The sequence below is a fragment of the Mucilaginibacter gossypii genome (genome assembly GCF_017569325.2).
Lineage (GTDB): Bacteria > Bacteroidota > Bacteroidia > Sphingobacteriales > Sphingobacteriaceae > Mucilaginibacter > Mucilaginibacter gossypii.
The window spans coordinates 2,370,608-2,395,273 of the sequence record NZ_CP071878.2; the positions used below are offsets into that span (position 1 = coordinate 2,370,608).

The 24,666-nt window shown below is 40.7% G+C and carries 13 protein-coding genes; 4 read left to right on the forward strand and 9 right to left on the reverse strand.

Going from position 1 to position 24,666, the window contains the following annotated elements:
• Window positions 1-268: 268 nt before the first annotated feature.
• A complete protein-coding gene (locus J3L18_RS10035) occupies window positions 269-1,420 on the reverse strand; it encodes a beta-1,2-mannosidase (protein WP_129568043.1) in 1,152 nt (383 codons plus the stop codon).
• Window positions 1,421-1,609: 189 nt separating this feature from the next.
• Between J3L18_RS10035 and treF the strand changes: the two genes are divergently transcribed.
• Complete coding sequence (treF, locus tag J3L18_RS10040) at window positions 1,610-3,202, forward strand: alpha,alpha-trehalase TreF (protein WP_129568044.1); 1,593 nt, start codon at window positions 1,610-1,612, stop codon at window positions 3,200-3,202.
• A gap of 132 nt (window positions 3,203-3,334) precedes the next feature.
• Here treF and J3L18_RS10045 read toward each other — a convergent pair whose 3' ends face one another.
• Together J3L18_RS10045 and J3L18_RS10050 are read right to left on the reverse strand one after the other, a co-directional pair.
• Complete coding sequence (locus tag J3L18_RS10045) at window positions 3,335-5,374, reverse strand: kojibiose hydrolase (RefSeq protein ID WP_223266088.1); 2,040 nt, start codon at window positions 5,372-5,374, stop codon at window positions 3,335-3,337.
• Window positions 5,375-5,404: 30 nt separating this feature from the next.
• The gene (locus J3L18_RS10050) at window positions 5,405-6,733 is read right to left on the reverse strand and encodes a vanadium-dependent haloperoxidase (RefSeq protein ID WP_129568045.1); all 1,329 of its coding nucleotides are present in this window, start codon (window positions 6,731-6,733) and stop codon (window positions 5,405-5,407) included.
• A gap of 245 nt (window positions 6,734-6,978) precedes the next feature.
• Here J3L18_RS10050 and J3L18_RS10055 point away from each other — a divergent pair, with 245 nt between their 5' ends.
• Entirely contained in the window at window positions 6,979-7,908 is a 930-nt protein-coding gene (locus tag J3L18_RS10055; RefSeq protein ID WP_129568046.1) for a GyrI-like domain-containing protein, read from the forward strand.
• A gap of 7 nt (window positions 7,909-7,915) precedes the next feature.
• Here the strand turns inward: J3L18_RS10055 and J3L18_RS10060 are convergent, their stop codons facing one another.
• From J3L18_RS10060 to susR, 5 genes are all read right to left on the reverse strand, one after another.
• On the reverse strand, window positions 7,916-11,263 hold the full coding sequence (locus J3L18_RS10060) for an FG-GAP repeat domain-containing protein (RefSeq protein WP_189549067.1): 3,348 nt from the start codon (window positions 11,261-11,263) through the stop codon (window positions 7,916-7,918).
• Complete coding sequence (locus tag J3L18_RS10065) at window positions 11,250-14,552, reverse strand: VCBS repeat-containing protein (RefSeq protein ID WP_129568048.1); 3,303 nt, start codon at window positions 14,550-14,552, stop codon at window positions 11,250-11,252. Before J3L18_RS10065 ends, J3L18_RS10060 begins: the two co-directional genes overlap by 14 nt.
• A 70-nt stretch (window positions 14,553-14,622) precedes the next feature.
• Window positions 14,623-16,161, reverse strand: coding sequence for a RagB/SusD family nutrient uptake outer membrane protein (locus tag J3L18_RS10070; RefSeq protein WP_208102466.1), 1,539 nt, complete (start codon window positions 16,159-16,161; stop codon window positions 14,623-14,625).
• A 10-nt stretch (window positions 16,162-16,171) separates the two neighbouring features.
• Window positions 16,172-19,213 carry a SusC/RagA family TonB-linked outer membrane protein gene (locus J3L18_RS10075; protein ID WP_091162870.1) on the reverse strand — a complete coding sequence of 1,014 codons (3,042 nt, stop codon included), beginning with the start codon at window positions 19,211-19,213 and terminating at the stop codon, window positions 16,172-16,174.
• Between the two features lie 507 nt (window positions 19,214-19,720).
• Window positions 19,721-21,331, reverse strand: coding sequence for a SusR family glycan utilization regulator (gene susR, locus J3L18_RS10080; protein WP_129568050.1), 1,611 nt, complete (start codon window positions 21,329-21,331; stop codon window positions 19,721-19,723).
• Window positions 21,332-21,804: 473 nt separating this feature from the next.
• On the opposite strand from susR, the gene J3L18_RS10085 reads away from it, so the two are divergent.
• Both J3L18_RS10085 and J3L18_RS10090 read left to right on the forward strand, forming a co-directional pair.
• Complete coding sequence (locus tag J3L18_RS10085) at window positions 21,805-22,053, forward strand: hypothetical protein (RefSeq protein WP_129568051.1); 249 nt, start codon at window positions 21,805-21,807, stop codon at window positions 22,051-22,053.
• A 171-nt stretch (window positions 22,054-22,224) separates the two neighbouring features.
• Complete coding sequence (locus tag J3L18_RS10090) at window positions 22,225-22,635, forward strand: RNA recognition motif domain-containing protein (protein ID WP_129568052.1); 411 nt, start codon at window positions 22,225-22,227, stop codon at window positions 22,633-22,635.
• An 81-nt stretch (window positions 22,636-22,716) separates the two neighbouring features.
• Here the strand turns inward: J3L18_RS10090 and J3L18_RS10095 are convergent, their stop codons facing one another.
• Window positions 22,717-24,453, reverse strand: coding sequence for a phospho-sugar mutase (locus J3L18_RS10095; protein ID WP_129568053.1), 1,737 nt, complete (start codon window positions 24,451-24,453; stop codon window positions 22,717-22,719).
• Window positions 24,454-24,666: the final 213 nt, after the last annotated feature.

Sequence of the window (24,666 nt, forward strand, 5' to 3'; positions counted from 1 at the left end):
GTACCACTATATAAGGCAGCTAAAGCAAACACAGATAAACCGGTAAGCCAAAGCGTTAGGTGCGAGTAAAAATAGCGTGATGGAATAATGCCGGCATTTGAAAACGAACTAAATAACAAAATAACGTGAGCAAAAAAAAAATAATTGCCACTGAGATTAAGATATAAAGCATAGTAAAGATTTTTAACTATGAAGATAAAACTTTAGCCGTCACAGCTAAAGTTTTTAAGCTGTATTTTTCTCTTTAAAAGTAAACAAATGTCAAATACTATTCAACCGGATCAGGAGGCGCCGGTTTCGATGGATCATATACAGCTACGGCTACCCGCGAATCTGCACAGCCATAATAAAGGAACCATTTCCTTTTAAAATAAACCATTCCTTCAATAAAAACTGTTCCGTTAATATATTGGCCGCTTTTCTCGAAAGGTTCCATTGGTCTTAAGAAAGGAATATCAAGGCGTGTTTTGAACTTAGAAGGATCTTTTGCATCAAACAAGGCTTGCCCCGCACAGTATGAATTAGGGTTAAACCGGGTGTCCCTGCCTTCGGCGGGCTTGTTTTTGCCATTGTAAAACAGGATTACACCATTTTTGGTCATCAACGCAGGCGGGCCGCATTCGGTTAAGTCGCTATCGAAATAACCATCACGTGGGGACATGAGTTCTTTCAACTCTTCTTTATTATCAACCACCGGGGCCCAGTCTACCAGGTTTGTCGATGTTGCCGCGTATACGTGATGTTCGCCCCAGTACAGCCAATATTTTCCATTTGTTTTAATAATCACTTGTTTACCATTAACCACCCGGGTTAATATAGAAGCCGATTTACTGGCGATATTGAAAAACTTGCCATGATAGGCAGCTTCAAATATCGGCCCGTGTTTTTTCCAATGGATGAGGTCTTTCGATGTGGCTACACCTAACCTTGGCAAGTCGCGGTTCCATTCGGTGTAAAAAACAACATAAGTCCCCCCGGCGGTAACGGCTACGCGAGGGTCTTCGCAGCCTCCGGGCCATTCGTACTTTTTAGCAATATCATTATCGGGATACAGCACCGGGGTTTTTCTTCTGCTAAACTGAATACCATCGGCACTTTCGGCATACCCAACACGTGAAGTACGGAAGCCAATACCGATGCCGTATAGGTCTTCCGCCCGGTATAATACTATTATTTTGTTGTTTTTTACGGTTGCGGCCGGATTAAAAGTGTCATTGGCCTCCCATTGCACCTGCTTTTTACTCATCGGATCAAGAAAGCGTGAAACCGTATCTGGTGAGATAATAGGATTGATATTTGCCGGCCGGACAAAACCACCAAACGCCCAGGAAGGCAGGGTATTCACTCGCAACTGTCCATAGCATAGCTGGGTAAGTAACAACGAAAATATAATACTTCCCTTCCGTAAAAAGTTTATCATAATAAATGGATTGTATATTTTGTTTTATAATTGGCCTATGCCCTGATATCTATTATTTCTCTGCGATAATATCGCACAAAAAACCTTGAAAACAAACCAAATACCAGTTATATTCTTTTCAAAAATAGTAAATTTATGGTCTGTTATAAACCAGTTACCCCTCCTGCAGCAGGGTATAATTTTAGGCCGATGAGAAAACTTTTTTTACTCGCATTTTTATTCTTTGTACTTAATGCAAAATCACAAACACTTACACCCCGGCAACAATTTCCAGGATTGTTTGAGGCGGTTCAAACTTCAACCATTTTCCCTGATAACAAAACTTTTGTCGACGCAACACCCAAACAGGATCCAGCACTGATCATGAAAGCTTATAACGAACAGAAAGATCAGCCGGGGTTTAACCTGCAGACATTTGTATTGGCCAATTTTAACGTACCTGTATCCCACAACAATTTTCAAACAGATATATCTGCAGGTATCCGCAAACATATTGATACTTTGTGGCAGGTATTACAACGCCGTCCGGATGAAACAAAACCTTTTTCATCAACCCTGGCGCTGCCTAACCCTTACATTGTACCTGGTGGCAGGTTCAGAGAAATTTACTATTGGGACTCTTATTTTACGATGCTGGGTTTACAGGAAAGTCACCAGGTTAAAGTGATCCGCAACATGGTCGAAAACTTTGCTTACCTCATTGATAAATATGGCTTTATACCCAATGGCAACCGAAGTTATTATCTTACCCGTTCGCAACCGCCATTTTTTGCTATGATGGTAAACCTGTTGGCAAAAATTGAGGGAGAGAAAGTATTGGTACATTTCAGGCCGCAATTAATCAAAGAATATGAATATTGGATGTATGGTTGGGAAGCTGTACAAGCCAATCAGGCTGCACACCGGGTTGTACGAATGCCGGATGGGCAGATAATGAACCGTTATTGGGACGAAAGTGATGAACCCCGCGAAGAATCATATATAAAAGATGTTAATGCCGCCAAAGAAAGCAAACAACCGGCAGCGCAATTTTACCGCAACGTACGGGCGGCTGCGGCTTCGGGTTGGGATTTCAGCACCCGTTGGTTTGATGCTTCGGGAAAACTGCCAGCTATACAAACCATTGATATTATCCCCGTAGATTTGAACTGTCTTTTGTATAATTTGGAAATGACAATCGCCCGCAGTCTGAACCAGGGTCAGAATGCCAAACTTGCTAAAATGTATCTAAAACGAGCCCGTGACCGTAAGATTGCTATCCTGAGATATTGCTGGAACCAGAAAACAGGCTGGTTTGATGATTACAACTGGCAGCTGAAACAACAATCTGCCGTGGAAACACTTGCCGGTGAGTTCCCTCTCGAATTTAAAATTGCCAGTGATGAGCAAGCCCGCCTTGTAGCCGACGGGCTTAAAAATAATTTCCTGAAACCCGGCGGACTAGTTACTACCCTCAACTTTTCCGGCCAGCAGTGGGATGCACCCAATGGCTGGGCGCCACTGCAATACATAGCTATAGACGGCCTTGAAAAGTACAATTACAATACGCTGGCTAAAGAGATAGCCACCCGCTGGCTTAAACTTAATATCCGGGTGTTTAAACAAACAGGCAAATTGCTTGAAAAGTATAACGTGGTTGATACCCAATTAACTGCAGGCGGTGGTGAATACCCCCTACAAGATGGCTTCGGCTGGACAAATGGGGTATTGCTGCACTTAGTAAACAGGTATCATATTGATACCCAGCAATTAGAAAGGGCTCCGGCAGAAGTTCAGAACTAACTACCTGGTTAGCAAGTTTCAGAAGCCAGACTGACGAAGTTTTTAAAACTTCGTCAGTCTTCCATTCGCCAGTTCTCTGTCTGTCAAACGCAGGAGATTTTAAAGGGCATAATGTATAAAGTTATAAAACAGTTACTTTATTGTATAAGTAGCCTTATTCATCCCCACGCCTGTAATTTTCAATGATTTCCAGTTAGCAGGCAACTTGCTTTTAACTTGTACTATGCCGGTTGGTGTAATATCCAAACCGCCAAAACCCATCAATAAACTTTGAATAATACCACCTGCACCTGTAGCAAAATACGGATTGGTTCCACCTTTTGTTTCGGCAATTACCCGGAATGGCGGGTTGAGATTAGGTTCGTAAGCATCCTTAAAAAAGTGAAATGCCTTTTCGCCATTGCCCAACCGCGAGTATAATAAAGCAAAAACGGCCTGGGTCATGGCAGGAGTACCTTCGTTAGGTACACGGGTTTCATAATATTCAAGGTCTTTTTTTATTTGTGCCGGATCGGTTATTGTTTTAAGCGGATAAGCTAACAGGTTAACATCAGCCTGCTTAATCCCTTCACCCTTATAAGAAGCATGCTCGCGGGTAACGCCGTTATCTAACCTGAGGATCGGGATGTTTTGAGCAACATTTGCCCAATCGGCATCGGCCTTCTCTCCCAAGATTTTGGCAGCAGCGGTAGCATTTAGCAAGTTAGCTTTTGCTGCAGCATTGGTGAAAGCATTGTTGTCAATATTTTCGGCCCATTCATCTGCAGCTACTACGTTTTTAATATCATAATGACCGGATCCATTGCGTTCAACTCTGCTTGCCCAAAAATCGGCAGTGGCTGAAAGTATCGGCCAACCTCTTTCTTTTAGCCATTGTTTATCCTGGGTTACGCAATAGTAATTCCACGCGGCCAGCGCTACATCCGCAGTAATATGGTGCTCAAACGGACCGCTCAACGCCCAAACCGGTGTTTCCTCTACCCCACTGTCAGCACTTTCCCAAGGGAACATCGCTCCTTTATAACCATGTGAAAACGCGTTTTTACGTGCGGCATCCAATCGTTCAAACCGGTATTCAACCATAGATTTGGCAATGTCGGGGTGTAAAACCAGCATAGCCGGATACATCCAAACATCACAATCCCAAAAAACATGACCATTATAACCTAACCCCGAAAGCCCCATTGGCGACGGCGAATAGGCTGTACCTGCTCTTGAAAAGGAATATAAATGATATAGCATGCTATGAATATCCTGCTGCGATTGGTCGTCGCCTTCTATTTGGATATCGCTTGTCCAAAGGTCGTCCCAGGCCTTATTATGAAATTTAATTAGCCTGTCCCGACCTTCCAATTTGGCAAAAATGGTGAGGCGTTCGGCTTCATTCAGTGGGTCGGCATGGTGTGCCGAAGTTATGGATGAACCAGTTACCGCATAATTATAAGTTTGTCCAGCGGCGATAGTTTTACTAAACTTCATGAGGTGCATGTTATTATCCCACATTTCATGAATAATACGCGGCTCCTGTCCGTGCGGTTCGCTGAATAAAAATGAGGTAGATGCACACAGCTGCATTTTGCCGGTAGGGGTTTTTGCTGTTGAAGTAAGCAAACTGATGGTTACATGCGGCCTGTCAATTTCGTTATAATAATTCTGCACTTCTTTGAGCGCATCGGGCGCTTCCATTACACTGGCCGATGTAATGTTGATGGCCTGTTTTGCCATTACCGAAACATCCATCAAAACGGTAAAAGGCAATTGCCGCAGCGAGTAATAGGTATATTTTATAGTTGCTTTATCAGCATAATCAAAAGTAGTGGTGAACGCAGCATGCTGCATATCCAGTTCCTGCTTAAAATTGCTGATACTTTTAGCATCGATCCGCCTGCCATCTATTTCAAGGTACATATTAAGCAGGTTAAAGCTGTTCAGGAAATTGCTTACGCGCCCCCTGCCGTACAGATCATAGGCGCCGGCCAGTACTACATTTTTAACCTTGAAAGGCTCCGGTGCTGATACTATCCCAATCATCCCGTTGGCTACGGTAATTCCGTAATAGTTTGCGGGATCAATTTTGTCGGCTTTAATTTTCCATGGATCGATGCTTTGCGCCTCAGACACAGCAGGTGTTAGCAAAGCGAAAAACAAGCTCAATTTAAATATCTTGTTCAAAATCAATTATTTAATGAAATAAATAAAATACTACTTAATTTTTAATTGTAGCTTTTTCACCACCAGTTGCCCAATCTCGGCACCTTGTTTATTGCCCACAATACAGGCATTCTTAAAATGGATCCCTCCCATTACCCTTGACATCCCTGCCGATTTCGCGGCCGCCCGGAATGATTTAAAAGAAAGCGGATCGATCCCAAACTCCATTTCTGATGAATCTGTATATGCAAAATTATCACCGATCCTATTGGTAAGTACTTCGGCCGCGGCTGCCGAAATTACGGCATGGCCGCTACTATACTCCGGAAAGGGAGGCGTTTGAATATATGGGCGCCATTCGGCATCCATATATTTGGTAATTATGGTTTCGGGGCGAACGTAATTTGAGCGGTATTTAAGGTACCAGCAATTGATAAAGCCATCAAACAGAGCGATCGCCGTTTCGGTATAAACGCTTACTGTGGTTCCAAAATCAAATTTTTTACTTCTTGTACCGATTGCAGTAATATTCATCCAGTGCCCTCCAGGGGAAAATTTCTTGGTTGCAAACGATGCATGGCCAACTACATTAAGTTTAAAAGCATTATCATCCCAAAAATCGGCCTGATGTTTCTCTTCTTTGGTTAAGCTGTCAACTATTTGTTTTACCTCAAGCGCTTGTTTATAAAACGGACTATTATGGTCTTTAACATTGAAAGCCGGCGGATCGGGCGGAATAAATTGGGCTGTGGAATCCAGCACCATGGGCCTGATCTCACCCCAATGGGCCTCAAGGGCCTGCGCGTACATGGGCGGCGTGGGGATCCAACGACCATCCTGCTGTTTTACCGTGTATTTACTTGCCGACCGGGTTTGTGCATAGTGATCGCCTTTGCTCCACTTCAATATAAATTTAGCGACTTTATCAGCGTAGTTTACGGAACCTTCAAACAAAACCGACGGCATACCTGCATCTTTGGCCTTGTTTTTAAGCTCATCAACATATTGATCCATACTGCCTTCCGGAAACGTTACCGCATTGCCGACTGTGCAAAAGGCAAGCAACGAAGCAAATTGGTAATCAACAGCAGTATCTTTTGACGCTTTGGGTACAGCCGGTAAGTGCTTAATTTGCCCGGCTAAAGATCTAAAATGCTCAGGATCGCCGGAAGCTACAACTTCATAGGCGGCTATATTGGCATATACATAATTACGGGAAGCTGTAACCGGCGGAAAGTTATTTTCCAGTACAATATCATTAAGTTTTTTAACGGTTATACGATAAAGTTCGGGATCGTGGAGTACTTTTTCATAGTAGGGCTTTTTACAGGATGTGAATAAAAATAATACACCGGCAAGACAAAATAAAAAGGATCTCATAAGTTATAAAATAGGTTAAAAACCGGGCAGATACACAAGGAGAAAATCTGTTGGTTTTTTGATTGATCAACAGCCAATATAGGCTTTTTTCAGTACGCTACAGCATATTTACATTAGTTTTTTAACCCGATCAGGCATTTTTTTTATTTAATCAAAAGGCAACATATTTTATAACAATATACACATGTTAATCCACCCGATATTATTAAATTTATCACCCCGGGTATCCGTCTTTTATAAACTAAATGAAGAAGATCTTTTTTATTGTACTTACCGTTATTATAATTATTGCGGCAGCTTATATTTTGCTCCCCGAAAAACCTGTTATAGCACAGGACCTGTCAATTGATACCTCCGATGTTATTGCCGGAAAATTCCTGACCACAGAAGGTGGATGGGATAAATGGTGGCCCGGTACCAAAACCGGGGACAGGCAATACAATTTTAAAGGTACAAAGATCAGCATCGATAAAATGACCAATAGCAGTACCTATCTTAAATTGAAAAAAGATAACCTGACTTTTGATGGCGAAATAAGTTATTTTGCCGACGCCGAAGGTTCTGTCAAATTTAAATGGGATGCTGTTGATAAGAATAACACCCAATTTTTTTCACGGATAACTAATTATTTCAAAACCAAAGATGCGGAAAAACTGGTTGGCGAAATTTTACTAAGCCTTAAACACTTCCTTGAGGATGAAAGAAACGCATACGGTTATAGGATCTACTTAAATCATGCTAAAGACACAGTTTTGCTCGTTTCAGCTAACACCTATCCGATATATCCTTCATTACAGGTAATTTACAACACCGTTACAACCCTGCAACAACAAGCTGGCAGCCAGGGGGCCAAACAAACAAACTTCCCTATGCTTAATGTTACCGAAACAGATGAGCACGAATACCAGGTTAATGTCGCCTTACCGATTAACAAAAGGATAATTCCTTTTCAAAAAACAAGTTTAAATAACATACCAAAGGGGGGCAATTTATTGGTGGCTGACGTACGTGGCGGCCAAAACACTGTCAATAATGCATTGGTGCAAATGAAAATATATATGAAAGACCACAGGCTGGTATCACCTGCCATGCCTTTTCAATCGCTTGTTACCGATAGGCTGGCACAAAAGGATACCTCAAAATGGATCACCAAAATATATTATCCAATATTGTGATATTACGCTACTTGCTTAATAACATTACCCGGCCATCATAGGTAACCGCGAGATAAGTATTCAAGTTAGTTGCTGTTTTCACTGGCACCAGATAATTGATTTCCTGTGAGTTGATTGCACCGTTAAAATAGTATGTCGGCGCATCAAATTGCTTTTGCTGTTTATTGTAGTGTAAACCAGCCAGGCCGAGTGCATCGTACTTTCCCTCATAAGGCACAACACCCCAAAAGTTTCCGTTCAGTAATATATCGCCATTGTTATATTTTAGCATCGATTTAATTGGAGCCTGCTGATAAAGATATGGCAGTGCAGTAATCGAAGCAGAATGCAATACATCGCTCACAAAAATACTATTGAACTGGTTTACACTTAAACGATCATTGTCATCCAGTTTGTCCTTAAATACCTCAGTGGTAGTTTTGTCAGCCATTTTTTGATAACTAAGCCATTCTTTTTTGAGATATGGAAGTTCCTGCTCCAAATCATTTTTGGGACGAAAAGGGAAATAAAGGCCTTTATAAAAATATGATAATATCAAATCGTTTTTACCATCCTTGTCCAAATCGGTATTATAGGCATACAGCGGCTGATCAGCAGTAACATTATATTTGTTATTCAATCCCCAATTACCGGCAATAAGGTCCGCCTTGCCGTCGCCATCCATATCGCTTATTATAGCCGACTGCCACCAGCCCTTTTCCTTTTCCAAAACCGATGATGAAAAACGACTTAATTTTTTTCCATCATTCAGGAAAATGTAAATGGGCTGCCACTCGGCCGTAATCAGCAGATCAGACTTGCCATTGTGGTCGATATCGACAGTTGTTATACTGGTGACATATTGCAGGTTCATGATTTGATCATAAGCTTTGTCATGACTTATTTCAAACTTTCCATTGCCTTTATTAATGAGTATTGAAGAAGGAATAGTAGCTGTATAATCTTTAAATGAAACGGCGCTGGTAAATAAAATATCGTTCAGCCCATCTCCGTTAAAATCAAACAACGTAATTTTTGATGCCTGGTAATTTAGCTTTGGTAAATGTTGATCTTCAAACTGAAAATTGCCTTTATTGATATATAACCGAGGCTGTATCAATTTCTCGGTTTCCTGAAAAGGATGGTTAGCGCTGATCACGATCAAATCGGGCTTACCATCGTTATTTACATCAGCCCATGTAGCCTGCTCGTCCGCAATATATTTATCCCGGTCAAATGATGACACTTTAACTTTGGTAAATCCACCCGATTTATTACCTGCAAGTATGTATTTTTCTTCGTCGGCTATGCCTCCTACGTAAATATCATCAATGCCATCATTATTGGCATCAGCTACAGCAATTGCGGGAGTATGCTGCAAATAAGTGTGCGGTAAAAGCGAATAATAATTAAAGTCGGGAGTGTCAAAAGTTTTAACGTTGGCCAAAAGCTTTGCTTGTATAGATTTGCTGTCAAACTGTTTTTTATCGCTGATGAAAGCTTCGATAACCTCAGCTATAGGTTTACTATTTTCAACTGCTTGAGGGTTATATCTTAAAGTAGTTTTCTGACCGGGCCTGAAATCCTTCACCACTTCGTAGCTATTGTCAGGCCAAACCACTAACAGCGATTCTGGTTTATCGTCAGGGGCAAATGTAAAAAGCAGCTCGTTATTCAAATTACTTTCGTACGCGTTGCTGGTTTGTATTTCCTGGTGATCGAGATGATGCTTTGACTTAAGGAAAAATTTAGTACCGATGCCATCACGGTTTAAAAGGTTATATTTTACAGTGTATTTAAGATAGCCCGGCTTGCTTTCTTTGCGGCCTTCCATTGTGGTATTATTATAGATATATGCCGGCTCATCCATATTGTTGGTCACAATATCCAAATCGCCATCATTATCTAAATCAACGGCAACAGATCCTGCCGATATAGATGCCCGCTGCATATCGTTGCCGTTAGAAACATCTGTAAATTTCAATTTATCCTCACCGTGATAAAAGTAATTATGTACGCCGCCTTCAGGCATTCTGTTGATCTTGTCTTTGTCAAAAACGCGATTTTGTTTATATGCCTGCATAACCATAGGGTCACCAAGGTATTTCAGGTAATCCATATCATTGAGACGGCGTTTGATACCGTTAGAGAAGAACATATCTTTCTTTCCGTCCATATCAAAATCCTGCACCAGTGGCGACCATGTCCAATCTGTAGCAGAATTCCCGCTATACAAGCTCAGGTCGACAAACTTATTGCCGTTGCCCACGTTCAATTGCATGCAATTTTTTGAATATTGATAGTAATACCCGGCATTAACTTCCTGGTTATAAATATCCAAGGGTTCATCGTTGATGGTTGATCGTAACACCTTCATTTCTTCCGGAAGCATGTCGGTGCTAAGCACATCTAAATGGCCGTCCTGATTGACATCACTGATAGTATTCCCCATTGAAAAAAGGCTGGTATGTCCGAACGCATTTTTCAACTCTTCCTTAAATGTGCCGTTATGCTGGTTGACATAGTAATAATCCTGCTCAAAAAAGTCGTTACTTACATAAAGATCATCCCAGCCATCGTTATTCAAATCACCTACACTTACGCCTAAGCCGTAACCGATCGGCGCCGAATAAATACCTGAACCCGCAGTTACATCTGCAAAGTGACCATTGTCATTCCTGAAAAGATGATCGCCGGCATCATGGCTGTATTTAAACCTTTGAGTTGAGTCACCATAGGTATCATTGCTATGAACTGATGAAGTAAGCAGGAACATATCCAAGTCACCATCCTTATCATAATCAAAAAAAGAAGCCTGGGTAGAAAGTCCTGCAAAATCGAGCCCGTATTTGGCCGCGCTTTCGGTAAAAGTTAAATTACCGTTATTGATATAAAGCTGATTTTTACCTTTAAAGGTTTTATAACCTGAAACCACGCTTACGTAGATATCTTTAAATCCATCGCCATTGATATCAATTACAGTTACACCGGTTTTCCAATTCCCGGTACCTGCAACACCCGCTTTATCGGTGATGTCTTCAAACTTCATCCCTCCTTTATTAAGGTAAAGTTTGTTAGAACCCTGGTTTGATACGAAATAAAGATCGGGCAAGCCGTCGTTATTAAAATCAGCGGTAGCTACGCCGGCACCGTTGTAGAAATACAAATAATCTAATACATTAACTGAATCGGATACTACGTTCCTGTTTTCGAAGCTTAGTCCCGTTTCATTAGCTGGGAGTAATTTAAATACACCTTCTCCTGTTTTTTGGGGTTTACAAGAAGACAAGCCGACCACACCAATACCAAGAAGGAGAATGAAATATCTAAGAATATATTTGGCAAACAGCATTAAATTGATGTTAACGTAGTTCATAAGCTTTAAGCGGTTCATCATTAATGCCAAACAGATAATAATTTTTACCGGCTGCATTTCTTATACCTAACGATGAGCGTACCTGTCCGTTTAAATTGAGGCCCGTTTTGGAAGCTGGAAAATAAGTAAATCCATTTTTTGTATATTGATAAACAAGCCCCCGATTAGCATCAAGCCGCCCGACTTCAGGTTTAAAGCCGTAAAAGTTGCCCCCTAAGATGATCTTCACAGCTCCGGTATTATCAAAATCTGCACACAAAATAGTATTTATCATAGATAACTGTGCATCGGCAGGCAGTGGTTTACAAATAAATTTTCCGCCTTTATTAAAAAATACCGCCGAAGCCAGGAAATTCATCTGGTGCTTTTCAGCGCCATCAAGCATCTCAGCAGGAAATACCTCGTCAAATGGTTTGCCCGCATAGTCAATATAGCGCAGAAAACGTTTTTTGAAGATTGGCATCTGGCCCACTAAATCAGGCTTCATATGAAAAACATAGTTTACTCCATCACTTTTATACATGGAAGTTACACATTCTTTTGTACCATTATTATCAAAATCCTTTACAAAAATTTCCATGGGCCGCTCAAACGAAGCCCTGAATTTTGAGTTAAGCCCGATGTTACCGCCAATAATATCAAGGGTGCCGTCGCCATCCACATCAGCAATTTCGAGACTGCTCCACCAGCCTTTGTAATTAGCCAATTGTTTATCTTCCGCAAATTTCCCTTTGTTGTTTTTGAAGATCTTAATCCCCATCCAATCACCTGCAATTATCAAATCTGGCGAACCGTTATGATCAATATCAGCCCATTTGGCTGCTGTTACCATACCAATCTTTGTATCCGTGCCCAATACTAATTTTGATACATCGGTAAAATGCCCGTCGCCTTCATTATGAAAAACAAATGATTGCGGCGAACATCCGTAAAGCCCGGGCACACTTCTGCCCCCAACAAAAAGGTCGGGCTTGCCATCGCCATCATAATCGGCCGAAATAATCACCGAGGCATTAACAGCCGCATGTAGTGTTCTCTCAGGGTCCCTATGAAAATTCCCCTTGCCATCATTCACAAAAAAACGAGGATTGTACACTGGTGTTTCGGCTTCATCGGCGTTACCTCCTACTCCTATTATCAGGTCCTGGTCGCCATCGCCATCAAAATCTCCAAAAACAGCCCCGGCATTTTCCAGGTATTCCTGCTTTTTAAAATCTTCAGGAATGGTTTGTTTAAACTTACCGTTCTTTTGTTGGATATAGATGCTGGCAAAACTGTTTTTTGAACTTCCGAAATAAAAATCAGTCAGCCCGTCGCCATTAACGTCACCGGTAACCATATAAGGGTTTTCTGTCGATAACATCTGGAGCATCAGGCGCTCGTTGTCGAAATCGATAAAATCGTCCTCCTTATGCTTAGGAATGCTGTCAAATATTGATTTGGTAACATCGGCAAATAGTGTTTTAACAGCAGGCTTTGTCCAGTTATATTTCAAGACGGCATCGGTTTGCTTAACCGGGTAAACTTTATCCGCGTTTACGTTTTTTAACAACTGATAAGTATTACCCGGCCAAATCACCTGGATCGAATCAATAGATTTGTATTTACCTATACCTATTGTAAGTAAATTGGGCGATGTGCAACTTTGAAAACCACGTGTTGGCTGATTATAATAAATTAGCGAACTGCCCTTCATAAACACTTTTACCGTAGTACCTATTCCAAAAGTATTCAGGCCTGTTCCCTTTAATTTTATCTGGATGTGGTGGTTCCCATTTTTTTCGGCATTGTTTTTAAAGATAGAAACGGGGGCATTTTCATTATTTATAATCAGGTCATTATCCCCATCATTATCCAGATCTGCATATGACGAGCCATTACTAAACCCAGGCCTATCCAAACCAAAATCAGTTGATTTATTGGTGAAAGTAAGGTTGTGATTGTTCAGATAGGCATAGTTAGACAAAGGCGATGAAGCCATTTTATCGGTAAAATCTTTATAATCAAATTTTTTCCGGCCTTCGGCTATTTTGGCCATGTTATCGCGATTACCCAAAAACTCAATATAATCTTGATCGGTAAGGTCTTTATAGATGCCGTTCGACACAAAAATGTCTTTCCATCCGTCATTATCCATATCAAACATCAGCGCGCCCCAGCTCCAGTCGGTTGCTGCTACGCCCGAATAGAAGGCAGTTTCGGAGAACGTACCGTCGCTATTACGCACCTGCAGGCAGTTTTGCATGTATTGGTTATAATAACCATCGCGCTGCTTAGCTTTGATCACATCGTACGATTCAAACGAGGTCATTTTCTTTAAACGCCGATCGCCTTCGGGCAGCATCTCCGTAGTAAAAATATCATACTGCCCATCGTTATTAATATCGGCAATATCCGATCCCATTGAAGCCAGGCTCAGGTGGCCGGTTTCATTTTGAATATCCTCTTTAAAAGTTCCGTTTTTTTGGTTGATATAAAGATAATCGCGTTCAAAAAAATCATTGGAGACATAGATATCAGGATATCCATCCTGGTTGATATCGGCTACAGAAACGCCTAAACCAAAACCTATATCACTTGAATATATGCCCGCTTCTTTGGTTACGTTGGTAAAATGGCCGCCATCATTACGATAAAGACGGGCACCACCCAACTCATCAACAACAGCGCGCAGGTTTTTACTAAAATCAAACGACTCTATAGGCCTGAAAGAATTATTTAGTACAAAGCAGTCGAGATCGCCGTCATTATCGTAGTCGAAAAAAATGGCCTGGGTGGATAACCCATTATCTACCAGGCCATACCTTTGAGCTTCTTCTTTAAACGTACCATCGTGCTGATTAATAAATAGTTCATTACCCTTTTCGTTGCCGCGGGCATTACCGCTGTGACAAACGTAAATATCAAGCCAGCCATCGCCATTGATATCAACCATAGTAGCCCCGGTGCTCCAGTATTTAGTACCCCTAACCCCTGCCTTATCGGTTATATTTTCAAATTTCCAATTTCCCTTATTAATATAAAGTTGATTGCCGCCCATGTTTGATGTCAGATAAACATCATTGAGGCCATCATTATTGACATCGCCAATGGCAACCCCGCCTCCATTGTAATAATTACGAAAGGTGAACACATTGGTACGGTCCTGGTCATTGAGCTGATTAGCGAAATTGATGCCGATGGTTTCATTATTCTGCTCGGTAAACAGGGTTTGTTTATCCCCCCCATTACAGGCGCAAAAAACAGTTGGGATCAAGATAAGCAGAAACAGGAGTATTTTTGGTTGCATATACTTTGCGAAAAAACAAACGTAGCGGAAAATTCCGCTACGTTCCTTTCAATTAAATAAATCTCAATTATTAATAACCTGGGTTTTGTTTAAGATTAGGATTTGTATCCACCGCACGCTGAGGAATTGGATAAATTGTTTTGCTTTTATCTGTTTTGGCTGGGCGCTGATCAACCGGATCATTAAATTTCTCAAAACGGATCAGGTCATTCCTTCTCCAACCTTCCCAGTAAAGTTCACGGCCCCTTTCAGCAAGCATCGCGGTCAAATCAACAGAAGTTAAGGCTGTGGCACCGCGAGGTACGCGGATTGAATTTACAAGCTGCAACGCTGTTTGTCCCATAGGGTCAGTACCACCACGTAAAATAGCTTCGGCTTTTTCAAGCACCACGTCGGCGTAACGCAAAATCACATAGTCATTAGATGTATTATCATCGTTAACTGTGTTATCAGCTTTTGGTTGAGGGAAATATTTAAATACCCTGATCCCTTGAGCTTCGGTTGAAAAGTTAAGGTTAACATCCGGTGTAAAAATCAGAGGCTTGCCACTACGTTGTGTTAAAGCTTTGTGACCAGGGCCATATTGTTGTCCCACAGCAAAACCTGCCCTTAAACCAACTTTATCAGTTAATCCCGGATAATCTACACCACGGCGTTCGTCGGTAGCTTCAAATGAGTTATAAAAATCGGCCAGTGTGGTAAAACCGTTCCAACCATCCGGAGTTTGGTTATAATGAAGGCCCATCCTCCAGCGGTTTTTGGCAGGCGCAGGAGAAGATGTGGCGGTGTTGTAGAAGCCAAATATGTTTCCGTGTGATTGTTCTGAGTTGTCCCATGCAAAATCCTGGAAATATTTGCCGGCCGGCTCCAAAGTATATCCTGCCGCGGTTACCTTGTTGGCATATTCTATCACTTTATCCATATCTGCCTTAGCAAATGTAAACGGACCACCAACTGTGGTTGCGGCATAAACCGCCCTATTTAAATAAACTTTTGCCAACAGTGCCTGAGCAGCTGCTTTATTAGCAACACCAATATTTGCGGTAGTGGCTGCCAGGTTAGCTTCCGCAAATTCCAAATCTTTGATTATGAAATCAGTTGCTTCTGCCCGTTTCATAACTGTAGGAATAGATGAGGTTGGCGCATCAGGATCACGCATAGGTTGCTGTCCGTACAAATCAACCACCTGGAACATAAAGTAGGCCCGTAAAAAGCTTGCCTGTGCTTTGATATTGTTATCGGTTGCCTTTGAGATTACCTGTGTTGCACGGAATACACCAATATTTAGCTGGTCCCAGGTATCATTTACCTGGTTGTGGGTAGGTGTCCAGGTATGGGTGTGCAATTTACGCCATGTACCAAAATCGCCCCAGTCAGTACCGCGGGTAGGACCCATCATTTCATCCGTTGGATGTTCCTGTAGGGCATATGTATTGGCCTGATCGGTTTGTCCATATAATTGTGTGTAAACACCATTCAGTTCGGCCGATCCGGCATTGTTACCATATAACGATTTCGATCCGTAAAGTTTTTCATCCAGTTTTGCACAACCGGCTGCGGTTATCAGAACTAAGCTACAAAGAGCTGCTCGTGATGTTATATTTTTCATTTTCATGTTATTAAAAGCCTGCGTTTAAACCTAAAGTAAATATACGGGCCTTGGGATAAGAGGTATAGTCGATACCCTTTGAAGCCACGTCATTACGTTGTTTATCTGTGTTAATTTCCGGATCCAAACCAGAGTAACCGGTGATCAGGAATAAATTCTGCCCTGTAAATGACACCCTTAAAGTTTTTATCGCCTTAGATTTAAGCGAGAAGGTATACCCTAAGGTGGCATTGCTTAATCTTAAAAAATCACCTTTTTCAAGAAAACGGGTTGATACCTCACCAGAGTTAAGCGGGTTTTCATTGGTTGCTGCTACTTCTTTTGTTACGTTACGACCACTAACAAGGTTGCCTTTGTAAAAGAACGCGTTTGCAGTGTTGTTGTAAATATAGAAGCCTGTAGCAGCATTTAGGAAGAAGCTTAAGCTCCAGTTTTTATAATTAAAGTTATTGGTTAAGCTGGCAGTGAATTTAGGATTAGGGCTTCCTTGTAGTGAAGAAACATCGACACCCTGAGGATAGATACTAAAGCCATTTGCGTCAAGCCCTTTATAATTCGGAACGTTGAAGGTATATAGCGGCACGCCGTTGGTAATTAATTGCGAATAAGCGCCAGAAAGGCCTTGTCCGTCGATATTACCCGTAACAATATAATTTTTAAAGTTTTTAAGCGTGTTGCTTATAAAAGTCATGTTGTAAGCAACATCCCAATTAAAGTCCTTGCTCTGTATAGCAGCAAGGTTCAATCCTACTTCGACACCTTTATTGATTACGTCACCATCCAGGTTTTTATAAATTCTCGAAGAAAACGTTGGCTGCGCAATATCCTGGAAGAAAAGCAAATCTTTAATTGATTTGTTGAAATAATCAACCGAACCCGTTAACCGTCCCTTTATGATCGAGAAATCGAGGCCTGCACCATAGGTGGTGTTAGTTTGCCATTTCAAATCGGGATTAGCCTGGTATAACGGAGCAACTGAATTACCTGGAAAATCCTGTAATTGCTGCACAGGTAATGAAGCGTACGCCGGAATTTCCTGGTTACCGGTTTTACCATAGTTTAACCTAAGGCTCAGATCATCAAATAAACCATCTTTAGGCATGAAGCTTTCATTGGTTATACGCCATTTTACAGCCAAAGCCGGGAAGTTACCATATTTATGGTTAGCCCCAAAGCGTGATGAACCGTCCCTTCTGATTGTACCAGTAATAATGTAACGATCTTTATAAGAGTAATTTACACGAGCAAAGTATGATTGTAATTTATAGCTCGAGCTATCGCCAACCGGATAAGGAAGATGCGTTTTAAAATCATCATAATTTTTAACTAATACACCGGCAGTTGATGTGCCGAAACCAAATTCATTACGGTTAAAGTTTTTGAAAGTCTGGTATGAATAACCGGCCAAAGCTGTAAGTGAGCTTCCATCCTTCCACTTCTTGTCATAGTTTAAGGTATGTTCGGTTGTGTAATTTGTTAACTCGTTATGTGTAAGGATAGCAGTACCATTACCTGTTGGCGACGGGAAGTTTATCTGCCTGATACCGATAGCATCTGTATAGCCAACAATTTTAGGATCATAAAAAGTCTTTCTTAATCCCCTTGATATATCAGCTCCAAAATTGCCCTTGTATGAAAGACCTTCAAATAACTTCAAGGTAAGTGTAAGGTTATTCAAAAACCTGTTTATATTATCCCTGTCATCTATCTGATTTAATAACGATACCGGGTTCCTGAAACTGTTACCGTTAGGGTAACCAGCATCGTTATAGCCGTTAAGGTTAAAATATCTTCCTTGTGAGTCAAATACCGGGGCTGTTGGGTTTAGCTGTATAGCTGCACCCACTAAACTTCCGTTAAAACCGGCATTATTAGTAATTGGGGCATACTGGTTTTTAACATTTGAATAGGTTGACTGGAGATCTAACTTGATCCTATCGTTTAAAAATGATTTGGAAGCATTAATACGTCCGTTTAAACGTTTAAGGCCTGAATTTTTCACGATGCCCTGCTGGTCGTCATAGCCAAAGGAGGCACGGTAACTTGCAGTATTATCTTTGCTTGCGCCACCCAGGCTTAAGTTATAGTTCTGCGATATCGGACTGCGGAAGATCTGTTTTTGCCAGTCGGTATTGGCACCATAATCAATACCTCCATCAGCTACCGGACCCGCATTAGCACCAACTGCAGCTACTGCTTTCAAAAACGCATCCCTGCCAAGTACGTCATAACGCTTTGCAGTGCTTGAAACACTTGTATTTGATGAAAATTGGATACCCTGACCTTTACGCCCTTTACGAGTGGTTATCAAAATTACACCATTAGCACCACGTGAACCATAAATAGCAGCCGAAGACGCATCTTTTAACACAGAAATGTTTTCAATATCAGCAGGGTTCAAGAAAGCCAGCGGGTTGCGTGCAGATGAGCTACCTGCTCCAACACCATAACCACCGCTTGTACCTCCACCGTTATCCAATGGAACACCATCAACTACATAAAGCGGGCCATCGCCTGAACGAATAGAACCAGCACCACGTATTGCGATTGTAGCCCCAGCACCCGGTTCACCGCTTGATGGTGTAACCTGTACGCCCGAAATACGGCCCTGAAGTAATTGATCAGGAGTTGAAATAACGCCTTTGTTAAAATCTTTTGTGCTCAATGAGGCTACCGAACCAGTTGCATCCTTAACTTTCTGTGTACCGTAACCGATCACTACAACTTCATTCAGCGCACGATTCGCTTCTTCCATCTGCACATCAACAGAAGTCCGACCGTTTAATGGAATAGTTGCGTTCAGGAAACCAACATAAGTAAAAGTAAGACTTGGGGTATTTGCCGGAACCGAAATTTTGTACGATCCGTCTGTTGCTGTTATGGCGCCACCCTGGGCACCTACAGCAGTTACTACCGATACTCCTATTAAAGGGGAGCCATCTTTTTTGTCGGTTACTTTACCTGTTATTATCTTATTTTGGGCCATAGCAGGCTCCATCAAAAAGAGAAAAACAGCAAAGAAACATACGTTGAGTAAATGTTTAATTTGCATAAAACTTGAGATTTAGTTGAAATTGGTTGTTGTTTGGGTTTAGTTTTCAATCCGTAAAAAAAGATCCCAACATTTATACGAAGTCACGCTAATATAGTTTCGGGTTATCATAATAAATAATACCCGAAGTATACGCATAATGGCCATGCAAACATCGCCCGTACCGGTAGATAAGAAGATGAGCACAGGAAAAGGCTAACAATGGCCGATCGTTTAAAAATGTAATGGTTTACAATTATTACAGGTTAAATTCTGATGCAATTTACTTATAAATAAACTCAGAAAAAGACTTATCCGTTGCGGTAATGGTGAAAAGGGCTTATTTTAATAATTTTATAATTTTTTTCGATGTTTTTCAAATTTAAAATATTGAAAAACAGATATTTATATAAAAAATGGCGATAAAAAATATAATGTTTTTTTAATCATTTATAATACTTTTTTTGCTAAAAACCCTGTAAGGTTTGGCTACTTTACAGGGTTTTTAGCATGTATCTTCAAAAAAAATCATTCGTAATCAAAAGCCTTAATATCCATAATCCGTTGTTCAAATTGATCAGGGTGCAACGATTTGGCTTTGATCCTCATTTTGTAAACATAGATTGTATTGACAGAATATTCCAATATTTTGGCAATAGTTTCATTATCAGCAATACCCATCCTTATAAGCGCGAATATACGAAGGTCGGTATTTAATACTTCGTCCTCATCAGGCCAGATCTGATCTTTCTCGGCAAACAAGCTATTGAACACCGTAATAAAGTTAGGGAAGATCTTTAAAAAAATATGATCAAAGCTGTAATACAAGCTCTCTCTTTCTTTTTTAATATCGATATTATTTACAAAAGTATGAATGGCATCATACTTCTTCATCGAGAGCTTGGCATCAATAGAGATTTTCAAATTTTCGAGCTTAACGATATAACCCGAAATGGCTTTAAAAAACTGCCCGATATATTCCTCTTTAATTTTCGCATCTTCTATTAGTTTCGCGTTTATGTGGTTTAATTGTACATTTTTCCCTTCAATTATTGCTTCTTTAACCTTCAACTTTTTTAATTGATTAATGATCATCACCAGGAAAAAGACAACCAGCAGTGCAAGCGCAGTAATAATTAACAGGAACACCAGGAAGCGGTTTTTTTGATGCTCTGTATTATTAAGCTCGGCTGCTGCTATTAATGGTAAAATTGAAGCAATTTGTATTTTACGCTGGCGGGCCCCGTAAAAGTCGGCATCAGCTTTTGCCAGTTGAATGAAACTGTAAGCATCTTTGATGTTACCCTGTTTGTACAATAATTCGGCCAGCGTATAAAGCGCAACCGTTTCACGGGTTGATGATTTGATATCGGCTATTGCAGCCCTCATCATCAAATTAAGGCCCTCCTGCCTTTCGTTATCTTCCAGGCAGATTGATCCCAATGAGCATGACACCATTGCACGTAGGTGCATGGAAATTGGCATATCCTTTTCCAGTAATTTTTTAAAGCGTATCCGCCCTTCTACATAATTCTTTTCCTGGTAATCCTTCAAACCAAGTAAATAAGTATGCATTATATGGTCGTTGCCGCAAAACGAGACCGCTGAATCAATGTATTTATTACCGGTCTTAATATAATCGGGGCTAAAATATTTGTCATTACTGTAATTCGCCAAGTCATAATTGCACCTGGCTAAAAAGAAATAGTAATCAACTTTATCGGCATTACTGAGGGCTTTTACATTTACTTTTCGCAAATAGTCAAAGGTCTCGTTAAACATCCCCGACGAAAGAAGAATAAAAGCCATCCTTACGTAACTATAATACTCCTTTGGTTTGTTACCGGTTACCTTGCTTAGTGATATCATTTTATCGACATAAACATATGCCGAATCAAACTGATATGATTTGTATTCGATGTAAAGCTTGTCCCAGGTATCAAACCGCGCATCATAATTGGTTTGCGAAAGGGTTGATTGATATGCCTTTAATTTTCGGATCCTTGCTTCTTTACTGCTATCATATATATTTTTTTTTGCGATTTCAGTTTTTAATTCTTCGAGTAAGGTATTAGGATCAGTGAATGCATTTGCCGAAAGAATAATTAATGAAAAAAGCAAACAGAAGATATATTTCATTTTTGTTATAAAGGTTTTTAATAACGCACCGATCCGATTAATCAAACACACAATTTCTGCAAATCAAATACGGCAATAAATTAATTAAACTGCAACCAACAAGGCTATCATTTCAGAAGATAAATTGCACACCTATCCCCGGTTTATATTCTCAAATATATGGATTTACAGTATTGCTAATGCGTTTTAGTTTTGTTTTTTGATCCACAGAAATTACACTGTCCGAACCTGAAAAAGATTGAGTCATGCCACCTAAACGACGAGTTTTATTTTTAATCTATTCCGGCCCGTGAGCGTATCTATTTAGATATTGATGCTAAACACGATGCAGACAATTGTATCCGTTATCAATATAAAGACAGCGGCCATTGATACAGGGAGATAGATTGATACAGGGAGATAGTTTGTTATTAGATGCAATAGGTTTCCGCGTTTACAAAAACAAAATAGTGAACATTTATCTTTTTTTTAAGATGGCTGACGCCTATAAAATACTGGACTATTTCTTAAAAGCATTTGGGCCATTTACCGGGCGTCCGAACGCTTATGCCGATATTTATAACTGGGATACAACCGCACTGAATTTGTCATTGAGATACCAGGTAAAAACCGAGATGGGGGTAGCTGTATTTAGCAATAAAAACCTTGAAAACGCAATTGCAGCCAACGGGCCTTCAGTACTTGTTAAAGATGTATACCAGTCGTTCTCTGTTTTGTATTGATGACGTCCTATTATTAAGAGTCACAAAATGCCTTTTTAGGACCATTACTGACTTGAAAACAACGAATTATTAAATAAACTTTGGTTTTAACGCGAAAACATCCTTTATTTAAAAAAAATCAAACGAAATTTGTGTACGGTGGTTATCTATCATCTTAATCTCAATTTATAAATGGTCAAATTATTTGTAGGCGGCTTTCCTCTGGAAATGACAGAGCTGGAACTTGTTAAAATGATAGGTCCACATGGCGATGTGGAAACGATTAAAATTGTACGCGACAAAAAAACAAGGATATGTAAGGGGTATGCGTTTCTTGAAATGAAGGACCGCACCGGGGCAGAAAACGCGGTGATCGCCTTAGACGGTACGCCTATTGCCGATCGGGTATTAAGTGTAAAAATAAACGACGACTTTGTAAAGAAAACTCCTCCACCACGTAAGTCATTTGGATACGGCAATAACAGAGGCAGCGGGGATAGAACTAACAATACCCGAAGCTATAATAGCCAAAGCAATTACCGGAGCAATAATGATCAGTCGCCCGGAAGTGACAGACCAAGGCGCCCCAGAAAAACGATGTAACGAACGACTGATAAATCATACATAAAAAATCCCGGCCGATTGAGATCTGGCCGGGATTTTTTCAAACATCATTATCCATAGTTAAACACCGAGATCCTGCATAATTGAGGCAATCTTAGCGTCAAGGTTTTTGTCTGTTTCACTATATGTATCTTTACTTTCAAGTTTGCCGTTCACACTGCAATAAAACTTAATTTTAGGCTCCGTGCCTGACGGGCGGGCCGAAATGATACTACCGTCCTCTGTAATGAATTGCAAAACATCCGATACAGGCAATTCAATTGGTTTGCTTGTATTGGTTGCTAAATCAGTTTCAATACGTTTTTCATAATCCTTAAGTGTGCTTACTTTTGAGCCGCCTAGGGTCGCCGGAGGATTGGTACGGAATTTCTCCATCATTTCCTTAATTTCTTCGGCACCGGTTTTACCTTTTTTAGTCAGGGAGATCAGCTTTTCTTTATAAAAACCATATTGCACATAAGTGTCAATTAATGCTTCAAAAAGGCTGCTTCCTTTGTCTTTGTAATAAGCAGTCATTTCTGCAATGAATGCGCTTGAAACTACAGCATCCTTATCCCTAACCAGTTCGCCTATCAAATAACCATAGCTTTCTTCACCGCCACCTATAAAGGTTTGTTTACCCTCAAAATGGGTCATCAACTCGCCGATATATTTAAAGCCGGTAAGGGTGTTATAGTAAGTAACATTCTTGGCTTCGGCTATGCGTTCGATTAGATTTGTGGTAACAATGGTTTTAACGATGTATTCTTTACCAGTAAGCTTGCCTTTTTCTTCCCATGCGGTTAATAAATAATTGATCAGCATAGCGCCGGTTTGGTTACCATTGAGCAGGATAAACTCGCCATCGGTATTTTTCACAGCAATACCCACACGATCTGCATCCGGATCTGTAGCCAATACCAGGTCGGCGTCAGTTTCCTTTGCTTTTTTAAGGGCAAGTGTAAGCGCTTCCTTTTCTTCGGGGTTAGGGTAAACTACTGTTGGGAAATTTCCATCGGGAGTTATTTGCTCATCAACCAGGATCACATTTTCAAAACCAAACCGTTTCAAGGCTTGGGGGACCAATGTGATACCGGTACCATGGATTGGCGAATAAACTATTTTAAGATCTTTTTGACGTGCAATAGCATCAGGCGAAACAGAAAGCTCAGTGATCTTGCTCAGGTAAAGCTCGTCAATGTCCTCCCCTATTTCTTCGATATTAGCATCAACGCGATTAAATTTGATGTCATCAATGCTGCTGATTGCAGCAACCTCGTCCATTACGGCTTTATCGTGCGGAGAAACAAATTGCCCGCCATCGGCCCCATAAGCTTTGTAACCGTTATACTCTTTTGGGTTGTGCGATGCTGTAAGCATTACGCCGCTTTTGCAACCTAAATGGCGCACGGCAAATGAAAGCTCGGGTGTAGGACGTAATGCCTTAAAAAAGTAAACATAAATGTCATTAGCTGAAAAAACTTCGGCCGTAATAGTCGAAAAAAAATCGGCATTGTTACGGCTGTCATGAGCAATAGCTACTTTGATTTTTTCGCCGGGGTAGGTTTTTTTCAGATAATTAGCTAATCCCTGTGTGGCGGCGCCTATAGTATACTTATTGATACGGTTTGAACCCGGCCCCATAATGCCGCGAAGGCCACCGGTACCAAACTCCAGATCACGGTAAAATGAATCCGTCAGTTCGGTATATGCCTTATCGTCAATTAATTTTTGAATTTCCTGCTTTACATCAGCATCATAATTTCCTTGAAGCCATGAGTTTGCTTTTTGAAGAATGGTGGGGTCTAATTCCTGCATAAGTGGTTGTATATTTTCAATTTATCAGATTCGGTTTTGTTTTAAATATGATAATAAATAATCAAAACAGAACGCCTTAAAGTTAAATCATCTTTTTAATTATGCCAGCCCAATATGCAATAACTTTTAAATATAATGCACGGCAAGAGCGGCAGCCGCCGAACCGTTATCTGAACAAGATACTCCAGTAAAAGTTTTATCAATTTCAAGCTA